We start from the raw sequence: 17,069 nt of genomic DNA on the forward strand, positions 1-17,069 counted from the left end.
TGGCAGCCGACCCACCCGTTCACGCCCAATAGGCCCTCCTGAGCGCGGACTTGGCCAGCTTGCCCGTGGGTGTCCGTGGCAGCGTGTCCGCGAAGTCCACGCTGCGCGGGGTCTTGTAGTGCGCGATGTGCTGCCGGGCGAAGTCGATGAGTTCGCGCTCCAGTTCGGGGCCGGGCGCGACACCGGGCGCGGGCTGCACGACCGCCTTGACGGCCTCGCCCATCTCCGAATCGGGCACCCCGACGACCGCGACGTCGGCGACCTTCGGGTGCAGGATCAGGCAGTTCTCCGTCTCCTGCGGGTAGATGTTCACGCCGCCGGAGATGATCGTGAACGCCCGCCGGTCGGTGAGGAAGAGGTAGCCGTCCTCGTCGACATGCCCGATGTCGCCCGTGGTCGTCCAGGTGGGGTGGTCGGGGTGCTGCGCGGCGCGGGTACGGCCGTCGTCGTTGTGATAGGTGAAGGGCAGCTCGTCGCGCTCGAAGTAGACGGTGCCGGTCTCGCCGGCGGGCAGCACCTTGCCGTCCTCGCCGCAGATCCGCACGTCACCGAGGAGTCCGCCCCGGCCCACCGACCCCGGTTTGCGCAGCCACTCCTCGGGGTCGATGAAAGTGATCCCGTTGGCCTCGGTCGCCGCGTAGTACTCGTACAGGACCGGCCCCCACCACTCCATCATCCGCCGCTTCACCTCGACGGGGCAGGGCGCGGCGGCGTGGATGGCGACCTTCAGCGACGACACGTCGTACGACGTCCGCGTCTCGGGCGGCAGTTTGAGCATCCGTACGAACATGGTCGGCACCCACTGGCTGTGCGTGACCCGGTGCCGTTCCACGGCTTCGAGCGCGGCCTCGGCGTCGAAGGAGTCCATCAGGACGACTGTGCCGCCGGTGGCGGTGACGACGTAGGAGAAGCGGAGTGGGGCCGCGTGGTAGAGCGGGGCCGGACAGAGATAGACGGTGTCCTCGTCGAAGCCGTACATCGGCTGGAACAGAAGCTGGAACGTGCTCGGCACCTCTCGGATGTCGCCTTCCGGCAGGGCCGGTTCGATTCCCTTGGGGCGGCCGGTGGTTCCGGAGGAGTACAGCATGTCGCTGCCCCGCGGCTGTTCGGCGGGCGGCTCGGGTGAGGCGGCGGCGAGGGCGGCCTCGTAGGAGCCGTCGTCGAAGCGCAGGGTAGCCGACGGCATCAACTGCGCCACATGGTCGGCGAGTTCACCCAGCTCCCCCGAGACGATCAGCGCGGAGGCGCCGCAGTCGCGCACGATGTAGCCGGCCTCGTCGGCGGTCAGATGGTGGTTGACGGCGGTGACGTAGAGGCCGGAGCGCGCGGCGGCCCAGTAGACCTCCAGGAACCGCGGGTCGTTCCCCGAGAGGATCGCGACGTGGTCACCGCGGCGCAGCCCGCTGGTGCGCAGGTGATCGGCGAGGCGCAGGGAGCGCTCCTCGAGCTGTCCGTAGGTGAGGGTCCGGCCGCCGTCCGCGGTGACGACGGCCGGCCTGGTGGGGTCGTACGCTCCGGGATACATGCGGGGACGGTACCGCGCACAGTTGACGGTACGTCAGTGGCACGCGCCTCCTTGTGCGTTGGCGCGGGTCCGCAGGCCGGTGGCCGTTTCGGCTGCCCGGGCGAGGGCGCGCCGGTCGGGTGCGCTGCCCGGCGCGAGCACCGGTCGCACCCCCACCTCCGCCACCACCCCGCGCGCCGACACGACCCGCCACACCGAGGTGAGCAGCGAGTCGCTCCCGACGAACGCGGGTGCGGTGCTCACCGCTCCGCCGTCGAGGCGGTAGTGCAGGCGCACCGGCTGGACGGGGACACCGGCGTCGAGCGCGGCCTGGAAGACGGCCCGCCGGAAGTGGCCCTGGGCCCGGCCGCACCACGTGCTGCCCTCGGGGAAGACCACCACCGCGGCGCCGTCGCGCAGTGTGTCCGCGATCCGTTCGACGGTGCGGGTCAGGGCGCGCAGCCGGTCGCGCTCGATGAACAGGGCTCCGCTGCGCGCGGTGAGCGCGCCCGCCACGGGCCACTGGCGGATCTCGGCCTTGGCGAGCATCCTGCTGGGTCGCACGGCGGCGAGCAGCGGGATGTCCAGCCAGGAGATGTGGTTGGCCACCAGCAGCAGGCCGCCGGTGGGCGGGGCGTCGCCGGTCATCCTGATCCGCACTCCCGAGGCCCGTACCACCGTCCGGCACCACGCCCGGATGATCCGGTCGCGCCGTGCGGCGGCGATCCGTGCGACGGCCGGCATCAGCACGACCCCGACGACGACGGTGACCAGGACCGCGACCAGCCGCAGCACGGCGCGCGGCGCCGCGGCGGCCGACCGCGTGGACTGCACGCAGACCTGCGGAGTGCAGGGAGCACTGGGCAGCCACGCGCTCGCCCCAACAGCCGTACCGGCCACGGACGTTCGGCGGGTCCAGGGCGCCACCGGTACGCGGATACGGGTTGTGCCCGCCGCGCCCGTCGCGCTCGACACGCTCATGACGCCGGTATGAGCGACAGGAAGTGCCGCAGATAGCGCGGGTCGACGCGGCGCATCGACAGCAGCACGTACAGGTCGGCGACGCCGAAGTCCGGGTCGTGCGCGGGCTCCGCGCAGACCCAGGCACCGAGGCGCAGATACCCGCGCAGCAGCGGAGGCAGCTCGGTGCGCGCCGCCCGGGTCACACCCTCGGCGCTCCAGGGCAGCAGCGGACGTACGCGGTACTCCTCGGGCGCCAGGTACTTGGCCCGGACCCGGTCCCAGGTGCCTGCGGCGAGCGCGCCGCCGTCGGCGAGCGGGATGGAGCAGCAGCCGGCGAGCCACTCGTGGCCGCCCTGCACCATGTACCGGGCGATACCGGCCCAGATCAGGCCGATGACCGCGCCGTCGCGGTGGTCGGGGTGCACGCAGGAGCGGCCGACCTCGACGAGCCCGGGGCGGATCGCGTCGAGCGGGCCGAGGTCGAACTCGCTCTGCGAGTAGAGCCGCCCGGCGACCGCGGCCCGCTCGGGCGGCAGCAGCCGGTAGGTGCCGACGACCTGGCCGGTCACGGTGTCGCGGACGAGCAGGTGATCGCAGTACGCGTCGAAGGCGTCGATGTCGAGGCCAGGTTGCGGGGTGGCCAGCAGGGCACCCATCTCCCCGGCAAAGACGTCGTGGCGCAGCCGCTGGGCCGCTCGGACGTCGGCCTCGTCGCGGGCGAGGGTGACGGTGTAGCGGGTGGGGGCAACGGGCTGCGGCGGGCTGTCGAGGGTGGATACGCCGGTCATGGCACTCTCCTGGTCACGGGCCGGGTCGGCGGTGCGGCGGCGGCCGGGTGTGCGCGTTCGCCGCCACTTCTGTTCTTCCGATGCCGATTGGCGTGTACGTGACCGGCGCCGAGAGCCCGGATGTGGGGATGTTGAATGCCAGGGGCGCCCGGGAAAGCGAGACGGGACCGGGAATGAGCACCACTCCCGGTCCCGCCCGTCCGCACCGTAACGGCGAACGACGTACGGCTAACGCCTTCCCGCTCTGCGGGTCGCGCGCAGCCACTCCTTGTTCATGCCGGTGATGGAGACCAGCGGGATTCCCTTCGGGCAGGCGGTGGCGCATTCGCCGGCGAGGGTGCAGCCGCCGAAGCCCTCCTCGTCCATCTGCGCGACCATGTCGAGGACGCGGGTCTCGCGTTCGGGCGCGCCCTGCGGCAGCACGTTCAGGTGGTTGATCTTCGCGGAGGTGAAGAGCATCGCCGCGCCGTTGGGGCAGGCTGCCACGCAGGCGCCGCAGCCGATGCACTCGGCGTGCTCGAAGGCGAAGTCGGCGTCCGGCTTCGGGACGGGAGTGGCGTGGGCCTCGGGCGCCGCGCCGGTGGGGGCGGTGATGTAGCCGCCGGACTGGATGATGCGGTCGAAGGCGGACCGGTCGACCACGAGGTCCTTCACGACCGGGAAGGCCGAGGCGCGCCACGGCTCGACGTCGATCGTGTCGCCGTCCTTGAAGGACCGCATGTGCAGCTGGCAGGAGGTGGTGCGCTCCGGGCCGTGCGCGTCGCCGTTGATGACGAGCGAGCAGGCACCGCAGATGCCCTCGCGGCAGTCGTGGTCGAAGGCGACGGGGTCCTCGCCCTTGAGGATGAGCTCCTCGTTGAGGGTGTCGAGCATCTCCAGGAAGGACATGTCGGCCGAGATGCCGTCCACGTCGTACGTGGACATCGCGCCGGGGGCGTCGGCGTTCTGCTGCCGCCAGACGCGCAGGGTGAGCTTCATGCGTAGCTCCGCTGAGTGGGGTGGACGTACTCGAAGACGAGGTCTTCCTTGTGCAGGACGGGGGCGTCGCCGGTGGCGGTGAACTCCCAGGCGGCCGCGTAGGAGAACTCGTCGTCCTTGCGCGCCGCCTCGCCGTCGGGGGTCTGGGACTCCTCGCGGAAGTGGCCGCCGCAGGACTCGGCTCGGTGCAGCGCGTCGAGGCACATGAGCTCGGCGAGCTCCAGGTAGTCGACGACACGGTTGGCCTTCTCCAGCGACTGGTTGAACTCCTCGCCGGTGCCGGGGACCTTGATGCGCCGCCAGAACTCCTCGCGGATCTGCGGGATGCGTTCAAGTGCCTTGCGCAGCCCGGTCTCCGTCCGCGCCATGCCGCAGAACTCCCACATGAGTTCGCCGACTTCGCGGTGGAAGGAGTCGGGGGTGCGGTCGCCGTCGACGGCGAGGAGCAGCCGCAGCCGGTCCTCCGTCTCGGCCAACACCTCCTGCACGAGCGGGTGTTCGTGCGTGACCTCTTCGTGGTGCGGGTTGCGGGCCAGGTAGTCGTTGATCGTGGACGGCAGGACGAAGTAGCCGTCGGCGAGCCCCTGCATCAGGGCCGAGGCTCCCAGGCGGTTCGCGCCGTGATCCGAGAAGTTGGCCTCGCCGATCGCGAACAGGCCGGGGACGGTGGTCTGCAGGTCGTAGTCGACCCACAGTCCGCCCATCGTGTAGTGCACGGCGGGGTAGATCCGCATCGGGACGGTGTACGGGTCCTCGGCGGTGATCCGCGCGTACATGTCGAAGAGGTTGCCGTACTTCTCCTCGACGGCCTTGCGGCCCATCCGCTGGATGGCGTCGGCGAAGTCGAGGTAGACGCCCTGGCCGCCGGGGCCGACTCCCCTGCCCTCGTCGCAGACGTTCTTCGCGGCGCGGGAGGCGATGTCGCGCGGCACCAGGTTGCCGAAGGACGGGTAGATGCGTTCCAGGTAGTAGTCGCGCTCGTCCTCGGGGATCTTGTTCGGCGGCCGGTCGTCGCCCTTGGCCCTGGGCACCCAGATGCGGCCGTCGTTGCGCAGCGACTCGCTCATCAGGGTGAGTTTGGACTGGTGGTCGCCGGTGCGCGGGATGCACGTCGGGTGGATCTGCGTGAAGCAGGGGTTGGCGAAGTGGGCGCCGCGCCGGTGGGCCCGCCAGATGGCGGTGGCGTTGGAGTTCATGGCGTTCGTCGACAGGTAGAAGACGTTGCCGTAGCCGCCGGAGGCGAGCACCACCGCGTCCGCGAAGTAGCTGTCGATGCGGCCGGTGACGAGGTCGCGGGCGACGATTCCGCGAGCCCGCCCGTCGACCACGATCAGGTCGAGCATCTCCGTCCGGGCGTGCAGTTCGATGTTGCCGGCCGCGATCTGTCGCGACAGTGCCTGGTAGGCGCCGAGCAGGAGCTGCTGCCCTGTCTGGCCGCGGGCGTAGAAGGTGCGGGACACCTGGACGCCGCCGAAGGAGCGGGTGTCGAGGAGTCCGCCGTACTCGCGGGCGAAGGGCACGCCCTGTGCGACGCACTGGTCGATGATCTCCACCGAGATCTGCGCGAGGCGGTGGACGTTGGACTCCCGCGCCCTGAAGTCCCCGCCCTTGACGGTGTCGTAGAACAGCCGGTGGACCGAGTCGCCGTCGTTGCGGTAGTTCTTCGCGGCGTTGATGCCGCCCTGCGCGGCGATCGAGTGGGCGCGGCGGGGCGAGTCCTGGTAGCAGAACTGGACGACGTGGTAGCCCTGTTCGGCGAGCGTGGCACCGGCGGCGCCGCCCGCGAGGCCGGTTCCGACGACGATCACCGTGTGCTTGCGGCGGTTGGCGGGGTTGACGAGCTTGGCCTCGAAGCGGCGGGTGTCCCAGCGCTCGTGGACCGGGCCGTCGGGCGCCTTGGTGTCGCCGACCGGCTCTCCGGTCGCGTACTCGGCATAGGAAGTCATGTCAGCTCACCACTCCGGTCATGACGCCCACGGGTACGGCGATGAAGCCGGCCGTGAGCAGCAACGCGAGAACATTGGCGACGGTCTTCAGGGCGCGGTCGCGGCTGCGGCTGCCGGCGCCCAGGGTCTGCGCGGCGCTCCAGAAGCCGTGCCGGATGTGCAGACCGAGGGCGAGCATCGCGACGATGTAGACAACGTCGCCGTACCAGGTCGAGAAGGTGTCGACGACGTTCTGGTAGGGGTGTCCGGCCTGGAAGCCGCCGGTGTGCACGGTGCCGGTCGTCAGGTCGAGGAGGTGCCAGACGATGAACAGGCCGAGGATGATCCCGCCCCAGCGCATGGTGCGTGTCGCGTAGCTCGCCCGCGGCTTCCTGTGGACGTACTTGCTGGGCCGGGCCCGCAGGTCGCGGCGGCTCAGCTGGTAGGCGGCGGTGGCGTGCGCGACGACGGCGACGACCAGGACCACCCGGATGATCCACAGGGCCCATTCGTAGTGCAGGAAGGGCTCACCGAGGGTGCGCAGCCAGTGTGCGTAGTGGTTGAACTCGCCCGGCCCGAAGAAGATCTTCAGGTTTCCGATCATGTGGACGACCAGGTAGAGCAGCATGATCAGGCCGCTCACGGCCATGACCGTCTTCTTGCCGACCGAGCTGTCCCACACGGTGCGTGTCATCGACGGTCGTCGGTCCGTCCGCGTTGCCAGAGCCATGTCTCAGAACGCTAGGGCCGAAGGGGCCAATCGGTCCAAGACATGGTTCGGCTCGTTTCCATAGGCATGCCCTATCGTGGGTCGAGTGCAATTCCAGCAGCTCCAGTACTTCGTGGCCGTCGCCGAGACCCGGCACTTCACCCGGGCCGCCGATCTGGTCCATGTCGCGCAGCCGTCCCTCTCGCAGCAGATCAAGGCGCTGGAGCGGGAGCTGGGGGCGGATCTGTTCCTGCGGGCGCGCGGCAACATCACGCTGACGGACGCGGGCGAGGCGCTGCTGCCGCTGGCCCGCCGCATCCTGGCCGACGCCGACACGGCCCGCCACGAGGTGCAGGAACTGGCCCAGCTGCGCAGCGGGCGGGTGCGGCTGGGCGCCACTCCGAGCCTGTGCACGGGTCTGCTCCCGGACGTGCTGCATGCCTTCCACGACCGCTATCCCGGCATCCGGCTGCTGATCGAGGAGGGCGGCTCGCATGATCTGGTACGAGAACTCGCGCGCGGCGCTCTCGACCTCGCCCTGCTGGTGCTCCCGCTGCCCACCCCGTCCCCGGCACTGACCACGCTGGAGCTGCTCACGGAGGACCTGGTGGTGGTGTCGTCGCCGGACGCGCCCGCGCCGGGCCGCGGGCGCCGCGCCCTGCGGATCGCGGACCTGGAGGGCGCACGTCTCGTGATGTTCCGGCACGGCTACGACCTGCGGGAACTGACGGTCGCCGCATGTCGCGCCGAGGGCTTCGAGCCGGACTTCGCGGTCGAGGGCGGCGAGATGGACGCGGTGCTGGGGTTCGTCCGCGCGGGCCTGGGCGTGGCCGTCGTCCCACGCATGGTGGCTACCCGGTCGGGACGCGGGCTGCGCGTGACCCCGCTCGCGCAGCCCGGTCTGCACCGCACGATCGCCCTGGCGCACCGCAGCGACGTGGCTCCGCCGCGGGCGGCCAGGGAGCTTCAGCGGATGCTGCTGGAGCACTGAGCGCACCCGGTCGCCCGCCTGGAACGGCGTGGCACACGCGTGAGCGCCGGGAGTTCTCGTGAAGTTGAGGCGGTGGCCACCTCAATCCTGAGTGGCGGATGGACAGTACGTAGTCGACCATGCCCGTCCCCGCAAGGAGTTGGACCCTGATGCCGAGCACCGGGCCCGCCGAGGTCTGCACCCTCCCGGCGAGCAGCAGATCCGCGCCACGCGGAGGCCACTCCCTACGGCTCGACATCCAGGGACTGCGCGCGGTGGCCGTCGGGCTCGTGGTCCTCTCCCACGCAGGAGTGTCACAGGTCAGCGGCGGTTACGTCGGCGTCGACGTGTTCTTCGTGATCTCCGGCTTCCTCATCACGTCCCTGCTCCTGCGTGAACTCACCACCACCGGGCGGCTGTCGGTCCGCTCCTTCTTCGCTCGCCGGGCGCTGCGGCTGCTGCCCGCGTCGTCCCTGGTCATCGCCGCCGCACTGGCCGGGTCATGGCTGTTCCTGTCGAAGGTGCGGCTCGCCGAGTACGCGGGCGACGCCCTCGCCAGCGCGCTGTACGCGGTCAACTTCCGGCTGGCGGCGGCCGGTACGGACTATTTGGCCCAGGACAGTCCGCCGTCGCCCTTCCAGCACTTCTGGTCGCTCGCCGTGGAGGAGCAGTTCTACCTCGTGTGGCCACTGCTCCTGCTGCTCTGCTGGCGCGTCGCCCGTGGCCGGCGCGGGCTGGTCATGGTGCCGCTCGTGGTGCTGTGCCTGGGGTCGTTCGCGGACAGCGTCCTGGAGACGAACTCCTCGGCGCCCTGGGCGTACTTCGGCTTCGCCGGCCGGGGCTGGGAACTCGGCGTAGGGGCGCTGCTGGCGCTGGCCGCGGCCCGGCTGGAACGACTGCCCGCCGCCCTCGTGGGGCCACTGAGCTGGCTCGGGCTGGCCTGCGTCGCGCTGGCGGCGGTCCGGTACGACGACGCGACGCCGTTTCCCGGCTACCGCGCCCTGCTGCCGGTCCTCGGCGCCGCACTCGTCCTGGCCGGCGGCTGCGCACCCGCCCCGCACGGCGCGGGGTGGCTGCTCGGGCGGCGGCCACTGGTTCGGCTCGGCGGGCTCTCGTACGGCTGGTACCTGTGGCACTGGCCGCTGCTGGTCATCGTCCCGGCGGCGCTGGGCCGTGCGGACGGCATCGCCGAGGTACCGCTCTCGCTCGCGCTGTGCGCGGTCGCACTGGGCCTCGCGTGGCTGACGCTGCGCCTCGTCGAGAACCCGGTGCGCTTCCACCGGGCGTTCCGGGGGCGGCCTCGCCGGGCCCTGGTACTGGGCGCCGGCCTGTCGGCGGGGGCCACGGTGCTGTCACTCACGGCGGCGGCGGTCCCGCCGACGATCGAGGTCGGCGGGCCCGCTCCCGTCCTGGCACAGGCACTGGCCGGCGCGCCGGACCCGCAGGCGCGGCTGGCCGAACTCCTGGAGTCCTCCGGCGCCGGGCTGCCGAGCAACCTCGTCCCGGCCCTGCCGCAGGTGAAGGCCTCCCGGTCCGCGGTCTACCGGGACGGCTGCCATGTCAGCTACGGCAGCACCAAAACCCCGTCCTGCGTCTACGGGGACCGCGCCTCCTCCCGGACCGTCGTGCTCTTCGGCGACTCCCATGCGGCCCAGTGGTTCCCGGCCCTGCACCGGCTCGCGATCGCGCGCGGGTGGAAGCTGGTCTCGCTGACGAAGGCTTCCTGCAAGGTCGCCGACGTGACCATCATCAGCCGGCACAAGCCGTACACGGCTTGCGACACCTGGCGTTCCCACGCCGTCGCGAGGATCAACACCCTGCACCCTGCCCTGGTCGTCGTCTCCTCCTCGGACGCGGGCGACCCGGCCCGGCCCGCCGACGACCCTCTCCAGCAGTGGACCGCCGGCTTCGAGGAAACCTTCCGAGGCCTGACCGCCTCCGGCGCGCACCTCGCCGTCGTGCTCGACACCCCGTGGCCGAAGGTCGACGCGGTCGACTGCGCCGCCAGGAACTCCCTGCACCTGGGCGTCTGCGCGAACCACCTGCCGGAGGCGATCCACGACGGGACCCGGCACACCGCCGTGCGCAGCGCCGCCGCCGCGACCGGCGCCTCGGTCATCGACCCCGAACCCTGGGTCTGCGCCACGCGCACCGGCACCTGTCCCGTGGTCGTCGGCAATGTCGCCGTCTACCGCGACGACAGCCACCTCTCCGAGGCCTACGTCGAGGCCCTCACCCCGGTCCTCGCACCGGCGCTGAACCGTCTGGTCGGCCCGGCCTGAGCATGCCGGGGTCCTCTCCGGTCCGGTCCGGCGGCCAACGCCCACCGGCGGGGCCGCCGGTGGGCGGTAGCGGGCCCGCGGGCGCTCAGGCCGTGGCGTCCACCAATGCCAGCTCGTGCAGCCGCTCCGGCGGGCCCGGGCGGGCGTAGTACCAGCCCTGGGCCGTGTCGCAGCCCAGTATCCGCAGCTGCTCCGCCTGGGCTCCCGTCTCCACGCCCTCCACCGTGACCGCCAGGTCCAGGCTGTGGGCGAGCGACACGATCCCCTCGACGATCTTGAGGTCGACGGGGTCCGCCGGGAACTGCTGCATGCCCTGGGTGAAGGAACGGTCCAGCTTGAGGATGCTGACCGGCAGGCGCCGCAGGTTGGCGAGGTTGGAGTAGCCCGTGCCGAAGTCGTCGAGGGCGATGTCGACGCCCATCTCGGCCAGCCGGCGCAGCGGCTTGAGAAGGTCGTCGTCGGCGCCGATCAGCGCGGACTCGGTGACCTCCAGGCACAGCGCCTCCGCCCCGAGGCCGGCCCGTTCCAGGATGTCGACGGTGTCCTGGACCAGGCCCGGGTGGGACAACTGGCACGGCGACAGGTTGACGTTGATGCGCAACGGGCCCGCGTCGGTGTGCCGTTCCTGCCACTCGCGGGCCTGGCGCACCGACTGCTCCAGGACCCAGCGCCCGAGCGGGACGATCAGACCGGTGTGTTCGGCGAGCGGGATGAAACGGTCCGGGCCCAGCACGCCGTGCTGCGGGTGCAGCCAGCGCACCAGGGCCTCGGCGCCCCGCACACTGCCGTCGCCGAGGTGCACCAGCGGCTGGTACTCGATGAAGAACTCGCCCCGGTCCAGGGCCGCCGGAAGCGCGGTGGTGAGGCCGTGCCGAGTGATGGCGCGGGCGTCGGCCTCCGGGTCGGCGAGCTCGAAGCGGTTGCCTCCCGCCGACTTGGCCCGGTACATCGTGATGTCGGCGCTGCGCAGCACCTCGGCGGGGCCGCGCTCCCCCGCCGGACCCTCGACGATGCCGATGCTGCCGCGCACGGTGAGCTCGCGGCCGTCGATGCTGATCGGGGTGACCAGCGCGTTCATGATGCGCCCGGCGAGCTCGTCGACCTCGCGCTCGGTGTCGGTACCGGTGGTCAGGGCCACGAACTCGTCGCCGCCGAGCCGGGCGACCATCTCGCCGGGGGCGGTCGCGCAGGACTGCAGGCGGTCGGCGACCTCGACGAGCAGCCGGTCGCCGGCGGCGTGCCCGAGGCTGTCGTTGATGGTCTTGAAGCCGTCGAGGTCGAGGTAGCACAGACCGAAGCGCTGGCCCTCGCCCGCGGACAGCGCCTTCTCCAGGCGCTCGAAGAACAGGGTCCGGTTGGGCAGACCGGTGAGCGCGTCGTGCGTGGCCTCGTAGCGCAGCCGCAGGTTGAGCAGCCGGCGCTCGGTGGTGTCCTCCATCAGCGCGAGCTGGTACTGCGGCCGGCCGTCCGGGTCGCGCAGCAGCGACACCGTCAGATTGGTCCACAGCACGGTCCCGTCGGGGCGGTAGAACGCCTTCTCGACGTGGTAGTGCTCGCGCTCGCCGCGTACCAACTCCTCGTAAAGGCGCCAGACTTGGGGGGCGTCGTCGGGGTGGGTCCACTCGACGACCTTGCGGCCGCGCACACTCTGCTCGGAGATGCCGAACATACGCAGCAGCGCGCCGTTGACCTGAAGGATGTTCCCGTCGAGGTCGGCGATGCCGATCCCTATCGCCGCGCCCTCGAACACCGCGCGGAAGCGGGCCTCGCTCGCGTGCAGCGCCTCGGCGACCGCGCTGCGGGCGTTCAACGCCGCCCGGGAGATGGCCTCCTGCTCGGCGAGCGTCCGCTCCCGCAGCGCGTGCGCGAACCCGGCGGCCATGGCGTGCTGCAGCCGCGCCGAGCGGGCGCGCAGGGCCTCCTGGGGGCTGTCGTCGCCGCAGTAGAGCACCAGATAGGCGTCGACGCAGTCGAGAGTGCGGCTGAGCGCCTCCGGGTCGGTGCAGTGCGCCGTGATGAGGGCGGCGCCGACCGCCTGGCCCTCGGCCGCGTCGAAGGTCCTCGCCCGCAGCGCCTCGCTCAGCCGCCGGGCGAGCGGCACGAGGCGCAGCTCGAACTCCGGCCGGGTCAGCGACGTGGAGGTGACGGGGAAGACCGCACGGCTCCAGATCGTCGCGAACCTGCGCAGTCTGTCCTCCGGCCCGTCCGGCTCGGCGGTCACGCCGTGCGCCCCACGCCGGCGAACCCGGAGAAGGAATAGGGATCCTCGTCCTCGGATGCCGTGTCGGGCCGCCACTTCGGCATCGGCACCAGTCCGGGTTCCACCATGTCGTACCCCTCGAAGAACCGCGCGATGTCCTCGCGCGAGCGCATGATCAGCGGGTTGCGGATGTTCTTGTACACGTCGACCGCACCCTCGGCCCGCTCCTGCGGGAGCGGGATTCCCTCGTAGGAGGCATGCGTGACGACGAGCAGGCTGCCCGGCGCGAGCGCGTCGCGCAGCTCGGCCACCGCCTTGTACGGGTCGTCCGCGTCCTCCACGAAGTGAAGTATGGCAACGAGGAGGAGGGCGACCGGCCGGTTCAGGTCGATCAGGCGCTGAACCTGGGGGCTCGAAAGGATCTCCTGTGGCTTGAGGAGATCGGCGGCGAGCACGTCCGCGTCCTCGTTGCCCTCCAGAACCACCTTGCTGTGGGCCACGGCCACCGGGTCGTGGTCGACATACATGACGCGTGCGCCGGGGCGCGCGCTCTGGGCGATCTCGTGGACGTTGCCGAAGGTGGGAATGCCCGAACCGATGTCCAGGAACTGCGTGATGCCCTCGTCGGCCGCGAAGCGCACCGCACGGCGCATGAACGCCCGGTTCGCCTGCATGATCTTCGGGAGTCCCGGCATGAACTCCATGGCCCTGCGCGCCGCTTCGCGGTCCATCTCGAAATTGTGCGAACCGCCCAGGTAGTAGTCGTAGATGCGGGAAACACTCGGCACCGAGATGTCGATGCTCCGGGGGGCCCAGGCGGGACGCTCCATCTATGTCTCCACGGCGTAGGGGGCAGGCGAGGCGATCCGGTGTTCGAGCTGAGGCTACTGATCGTCCGCCAAACGGGCGAGCCAAAACGGAAATTGACCGTCCGTTCCCGGTCACTGCCTCCGGCACATGCGGAACGGGCGCCCGATGAACGCCCCTTGAACGCGCGTCCCGTGCGCCCCCGCGAAACCCCTCCGAAGCACTCCAAAAGGGCCCGGTGCCGGCCGGGCAAAGTCGGTCCGTACGCCGACGTGCGGGAACGCCCAGCGGCCCGCCCCCTCCGTGCGGTGCGGAGGGGGCGGACCGTAGGTCGTACGCGCTGTTCTGTTCGTCCGGCACACGTGCCTGGCTTCGTCCCCTCCCATCCGCGTTCCGTTGCCGGTGTGCTGCGAGTGAGGCGATCAACCCTGGGGAGGTGACCCTCTACTTCTTCGGCGCGCCGACCGGCTTTCCGTCGGGGGAGACGGCGTACCAGGTGCCGCCGACGCCCTGACCGTTGGTGTCCCCGGCGGCCTTGTCACCGGAGAAGGTGTAGATGGGCCAGCAGTTGACGGTCATCTGCTTGGCGCCGTCCGGGCGGGTGAAGCCCATCAGGCCCTTCTTCTGAACGCCCTTGGTGTCGTTCGCTTCGACCGGCGCGACGACCGGCCACTTCTCCAGGCAGGCTCCGGTGCAGTTCGAGACCGGCTTCGGCCACGCCTCGTCCTTCATGAAGCGGTAGACCGTCATGCCGTTCTTGTCGACGATGATCTCGCCGAGCTTCGGGTCGTTGCGGGTGGACAGACCCGGCAGGTCGGCCTTGACGGCCGCCTTCTTGCCGTCGGGGGCGGACGCGAACCAAGTGCCGCCCACACCCTGGCCGTTGGTGTCCCCGGCCTTCGTGTCCTTGGCGTACCGGTACATCGGCCAGCCCGCGACCGTCAGCTGCTTGCTTCCATCCGTACGGGTGACCTCGCCGAGCAGCGACTTGTCCACGCCGGTGACGGCCGTGGCACCGTCGGCGGGCACTGCCGGCCAGGCCGTGGCGCAGTCGCCGTCACAGTTCGACTTCGGCGGCTCGGCCGTGTCCTTGTCGAAGCGGTAGAGGGTCATCCCCGCGCTGTCGGTAAGCACCTTCCCGAGCTTCACGTTCTCGGAAACGGCGAGCTGGCCGGCGGTCGCCGACTGGGCCGCACCCTGCTCGTCCTTGGAATCGGCGCCGTAGCCGTTGCCCGCCCCGGCACCGACCGTGGGGCTGGTGCTGGAGCCGTAACCGTCGGCCGCCGCGGCGGCGCCCACGTTCTGGCTGCCCGTGGAAGTGCCGCCGTCCTGACCGCACGCCGTCGTCAACGCCAGCACGGCCGCAGCTGTCGCCACGAGTGAGGCGCTCCGCCAGGAGGTCTTCATGGATAACTCCCGCTGTCTGCTTAGGTGTTGCAGCGCCCTACAGCGCCACGCATGGTCCTAGGTACGGGCGGGAGTGGCGGATGTGTTCAACCGACCCGCAAATTTCTTTCCGAACCCTGTGACACAGAGGTCGTGGACGCCGCCGGCGGCGCCCTCGCCGCGACCTTCGCGCTTCGCACGTTTGTGCCCCTATGGGGACGTCTGCACGTCGGCGCGTCAAACCGGCTGAGGGGGCGCGTCCCCCGTTCGGGTCCAATCCCACGTCACTACCGCGTGCGCCGGTGCCGTACCACTCATGATCTTCGTCGTGCATGTACCCGAATCGACCCGATCCGCCGTTCTCATAAGGGTGTTGACGGTGTTGACCCTCACGTGGTTCCTCGGCGGTGCGCCGGGCGGGGCGGCGGTCGCCGACGCCTGCGCGTACGCCTCCGTGGACCCCGGCGGCGACGGGGCGAGCGCGGTGGCCACCGCGGGCGACGGCTGCCCGAGCCCGCCGCCCCCGACGCCGTGCCCCACACCGACACCGACGCCCACCCCGACGCCGACACCGAAACCACCGCCGAAGCCGGCACCCACCCCGACACCGACCCCGAGGCCCAAGCCCCCGCCTCCCCCTCCGCCCGTCACCACGGCGCCGCGCCCGGCACCCGCCGTCGTCCCCACGCCGGCACCCAGACCAACCCCGACGCCCAAACCGAAGCCGAAACCCAAGGCTCCTCCCCGTGCGGGCCCCGAGCCGTCACCGCCCCCGGTGAGCTATCCGCCGTACCGCGCCACGGCGCACCGGCACACGCCCCCCAGTGGACCGTCGCTGGTCTCGCTCACCCTGATCCTCACCGTGCCCGCGGTGTTCGCCGTCGCGGCGCTGCGCCCGCGCTGACTCCTGGAGACATCCCTTGTCGGATTGGCTTGTTCTCGCCCTCGCGATGGCGGCGGCGTGCGCCGTCGTCCTCATCGTGACTCTCGTACGCCACCGCTCGGCCCCCGAGGACGAGGATCCGTCCGAGACCCCGGACGTGATCGAGTACATCACCATGATGATCGGCGTGGTGTACGCCATCGTTCTCGGCCTGGCCATCGCGGGTGTCTGGGAGGCCCGCAGCGGCGCCCAGGACCACGTACAGGCGGAAGCGCAGGCTCTGCACGAGATCTCCGAGCGGGTCCGCGTCTACCCGCCCGACGTGCGCGACCGCATCCGCAACGACGTCAACACCTATGTCAGCCACGTCGTCACCACCGAGTGGAAGACCATGGCGGACGACGGCCGTGTCACCGCCAGTGGCGGCAGGCTCTTCGACCGCATCCGCCAGGACGTGACCGACTACCAGCCGAAGACGGACTTCGAGGCCCAGGCCTACCAGCCGCTTCTCGACCAGGTCACCGCTGCCGACGCCGCCCGCAACGCCCGCGCCGACGCGACCGGGGCCACCATGCCCGGAGTGGTGTGGTTCGGGCTGATCACCGGCGCCGTGGTCACCGTGGGCATGATCTTCGCCCTGCAGATCCGGCGCACGAAACGCGAGCTGATCCTCGCCGGCCTCTTCTCCGCCCTGATCGCCTTCCTGCTCTTCCTGATCTGGGACTTCGACGCCCCCTACAGCCGGGGCATCACGGCATCGGCTGAGCCGTTCACAGTCCTGTTCCCGCATCTGCACGGGTGACGGGCCCTCACCAGGGTTCACCCGGACGCGGGGCCTTCTCGACGCAGGGCCCCTCGCGAGGCCTCGACACCCGGGGGACGGACGCCACACCGCGTCCGTCCCCCGGGTGTACGTACGGCTTCCCCTGAGCGGACCACACGGTTGCCCCATTCGCGCGACAGCGATCGCGCGCCCGCGCGCCCTTTCCTAGCGTTTCGATCATCGAGGTGCATTTCTGACGCAAGCGGAACCGGTCCGCGGCAAGGCTCCTCGGGGACCCGGAGGCTCACCATGCGCGCGATACGCGTCGCTTCGGCCGCACTGCTGGGCATGACCGCCCTGACCTTCACCGCACCCGTGGCCGTCGTCGGGGACGGCCACGGTGACGGCCACGGTGACGGCAACAACAACATCACGTCGTTCGGCTTCAGTGTGCAGCCCTCGACCATCGCCGCGGGAGGCAGAGTCACGCTCAGCGTGGACGGCTGCGGGCACGACGCCAAGGTCTCCTCGGGGGTCTTCGACACGGTGACCATCCCCAAGGGGCAGCCCTCGGCGACGACCATGGTCGACTGGGACGCCAAGCCCGGTGCGCTGTACGAGGTCACCTTCCAGTGCGGCAGCGAGAGCGGCCACACCGACCTCACCATCGCCACCGGGCGCCCGACCAACCCGACGCCGGTGCCCATCCCGCCCGTTCAGCGGGGTGTCCGCGCCGGTGTCGGCGGCAGCATCGCCGGCTTCGACATCAAGGAGATCGGTATCGGAGCCGTGCTCATCGTCGGTTCCGTCGGGGTGGCGTGGCGCATGTCGCGCCGACGCACCGCCGACGACTCCTGACGGCGCACCGCACAGCCCTTCGCCCCGGACCCTGTCGGGAGGGTCCGGGGCGA

14 protein-coding genes are annotated in these 17,069 nt (G+C 71.0%); 5 read left to right on the forward strand and 9 right to left on the reverse strand.

Features of this window, described 5'->3' with window-relative positions; genetic code table 11:
* Positions 1-19 precede the first annotated feature (19 nt).
* From ACN6LB_RS22360 to ACN6LB_RS22385, 6 genes are all read right to left on the reverse strand, one after another.
* Positions 20-1,525: an acyl-CoA synthetase gene (locus ACN6LB_RS22360; RefSeq protein ID WP_445027468.1), complete on the reverse strand. Its 1,506-nt coding sequence runs from the start codon at positions 1,523-1,525 to the stop codon at positions 20-22.
* A 33-nt stretch (positions 1,526-1,558) separates the two neighbouring features.
* Positions 1,559-2,485, reverse strand: a complete 927-nt coding sequence (locus ACN6LB_RS22365; RefSeq protein ID WP_445027469.1) for a lysophospholipid acyltransferase family protein — start codon at positions 2,483-2,485, stop codon at positions 1,559-1,561.
* Positions 2,482-3,255: a GNAT family N-acetyltransferase gene (locus ACN6LB_RS22370; protein ID WP_356134629.1), complete on the reverse strand. Its 774-nt coding sequence runs from the start codon at positions 3,253-3,255 to the stop codon at positions 2,482-2,484. The genes ACN6LB_RS22365 and ACN6LB_RS22370 overlap by 4 nt, the downstream gene beginning before the upstream one ends.
* A gap of 228 nt (positions 3,256-3,483) precedes the next feature.
* Positions 3,484-4,233 (reverse strand): succinate dehydrogenase/fumarate reductase iron-sulfur subunit, encoded by a 750-nt coding sequence (locus ACN6LB_RS22375; RefSeq protein ID WP_356134632.1) that lies wholly within the window; start codon positions 4,231-4,233, stop codon positions 3,484-3,486.
* A complete protein-coding gene (locus ACN6LB_RS22380; protein WP_445027470.1) occupies positions 4,230-6,179 on the reverse strand; it encodes a fumarate reductase/succinate dehydrogenase flavoprotein subunit in 1,950 nt (649 codons plus the stop codon). Before ACN6LB_RS22380 ends, ACN6LB_RS22375 begins: the two co-directional genes overlap by 4 nt.
* Before the next feature lies 1 nt (position 6,180).
* The gene (locus ACN6LB_RS22385) at positions 6,181-6,852 is read right to left on the reverse strand and encodes a succinate dehydrogenase (protein ID WP_356134636.1); all 672 of its coding nucleotides are present in this window, start codon (positions 6,850-6,852) and stop codon (positions 6,181-6,183) included.
* A gap of 121 nt (positions 6,853-6,973) precedes the next feature.
* On the opposite strand from ACN6LB_RS22385, the gene ACN6LB_RS22390 reads away from it, so the two are divergent.
* Positions 6,974-7,858 (forward strand): LysR family transcriptional regulator, encoded by an 885-nt coding sequence (locus tag ACN6LB_RS22390; protein WP_445027471.1) that lies wholly within the window; start codon positions 6,974-6,976, stop codon positions 7,856-7,858.
* A 149-nt stretch (positions 7,859-8,007) separates the two neighbouring features.
* Complete coding sequence (locus ACN6LB_RS22395) at positions 8,008-10,119, forward strand: acyltransferase family protein (protein ID WP_445027472.1); 2,112 nt, start codon at positions 8,008-8,010, stop codon at positions 10,117-10,119.
* Between the two features lie 85 nt (positions 10,120-10,204).
* Here ACN6LB_RS22395 and ACN6LB_RS22400 read toward each other — a convergent pair whose 3' ends face one another.
* The 3 genes from ACN6LB_RS22400 to ACN6LB_RS22410 all read right to left on the reverse strand — a co-directional run bounded on the left by ACN6LB_RS22400 (position 10,205) and on the right by ACN6LB_RS22410 (position 14,533).
* Positions 10,205-12,340, reverse strand: a complete 2,136-nt coding sequence (locus ACN6LB_RS22400) for a putative bifunctional diguanylate cyclase/phosphodiesterase (RefSeq protein ID WP_445027473.1) — start codon at positions 12,338-12,340, stop codon at positions 10,205-10,207.
* Positions 12,337-13,149: an SAM-dependent methyltransferase gene (locus tag ACN6LB_RS22405; RefSeq protein WP_445027474.1), complete on the reverse strand. Its 813-nt coding sequence runs from the start codon at positions 13,147-13,149 to the stop codon at positions 12,337-12,339. The genes ACN6LB_RS22400 and ACN6LB_RS22405 overlap by 4 nt, the downstream gene beginning before the upstream one ends.
* 421 nt (positions 13,150-13,570) lie before the next feature.
* Positions 13,571-14,533, reverse strand: coding sequence for an SCO0930 family lipoprotein (locus tag ACN6LB_RS22410; RefSeq protein ID WP_445027475.1), 963 nt, complete (start codon positions 14,531-14,533; stop codon positions 13,571-13,573).
* Between the two features lie 358 nt (positions 14,534-14,891).
* Between ACN6LB_RS22410 and ACN6LB_RS22415 the strand changes: the two genes are divergently transcribed.
* The 3 genes from ACN6LB_RS22415 to ACN6LB_RS22425 all read left to right on the forward strand — a co-directional run bounded on the left by ACN6LB_RS22415 (position 14,892) and on the right by ACN6LB_RS22425 (position 17,016).
* Complete coding sequence (locus tag ACN6LB_RS22415; RefSeq protein WP_445027476.1) at positions 14,892-15,416, forward strand: hypothetical protein; 525 nt, start codon at positions 14,892-14,894, stop codon at positions 15,414-15,416.
* A gap of 16 nt (positions 15,417-15,432) precedes the next feature.
* Positions 15,433-16,197, forward strand: a complete 765-nt coding sequence (locus tag ACN6LB_RS22420; RefSeq protein WP_356134653.1) for a bestrophin-like domain — start codon at positions 15,433-15,435, stop codon at positions 16,195-16,197.
* Between the two features lie 270 nt (positions 16,198-16,467).
* The gene (locus tag ACN6LB_RS22425; protein WP_445027477.1) at positions 16,468-17,016 is read left to right on the forward strand and encodes a hypothetical protein; all 549 of its coding nucleotides are present in this window, start codon (positions 16,468-16,470) and stop codon (positions 17,014-17,016) included.
* Positions 17,017-17,069: the final 53 nt, after the last annotated feature.

Source organism: Streptomyces sp. SAS_270 (genome assembly GCF_052543295.1).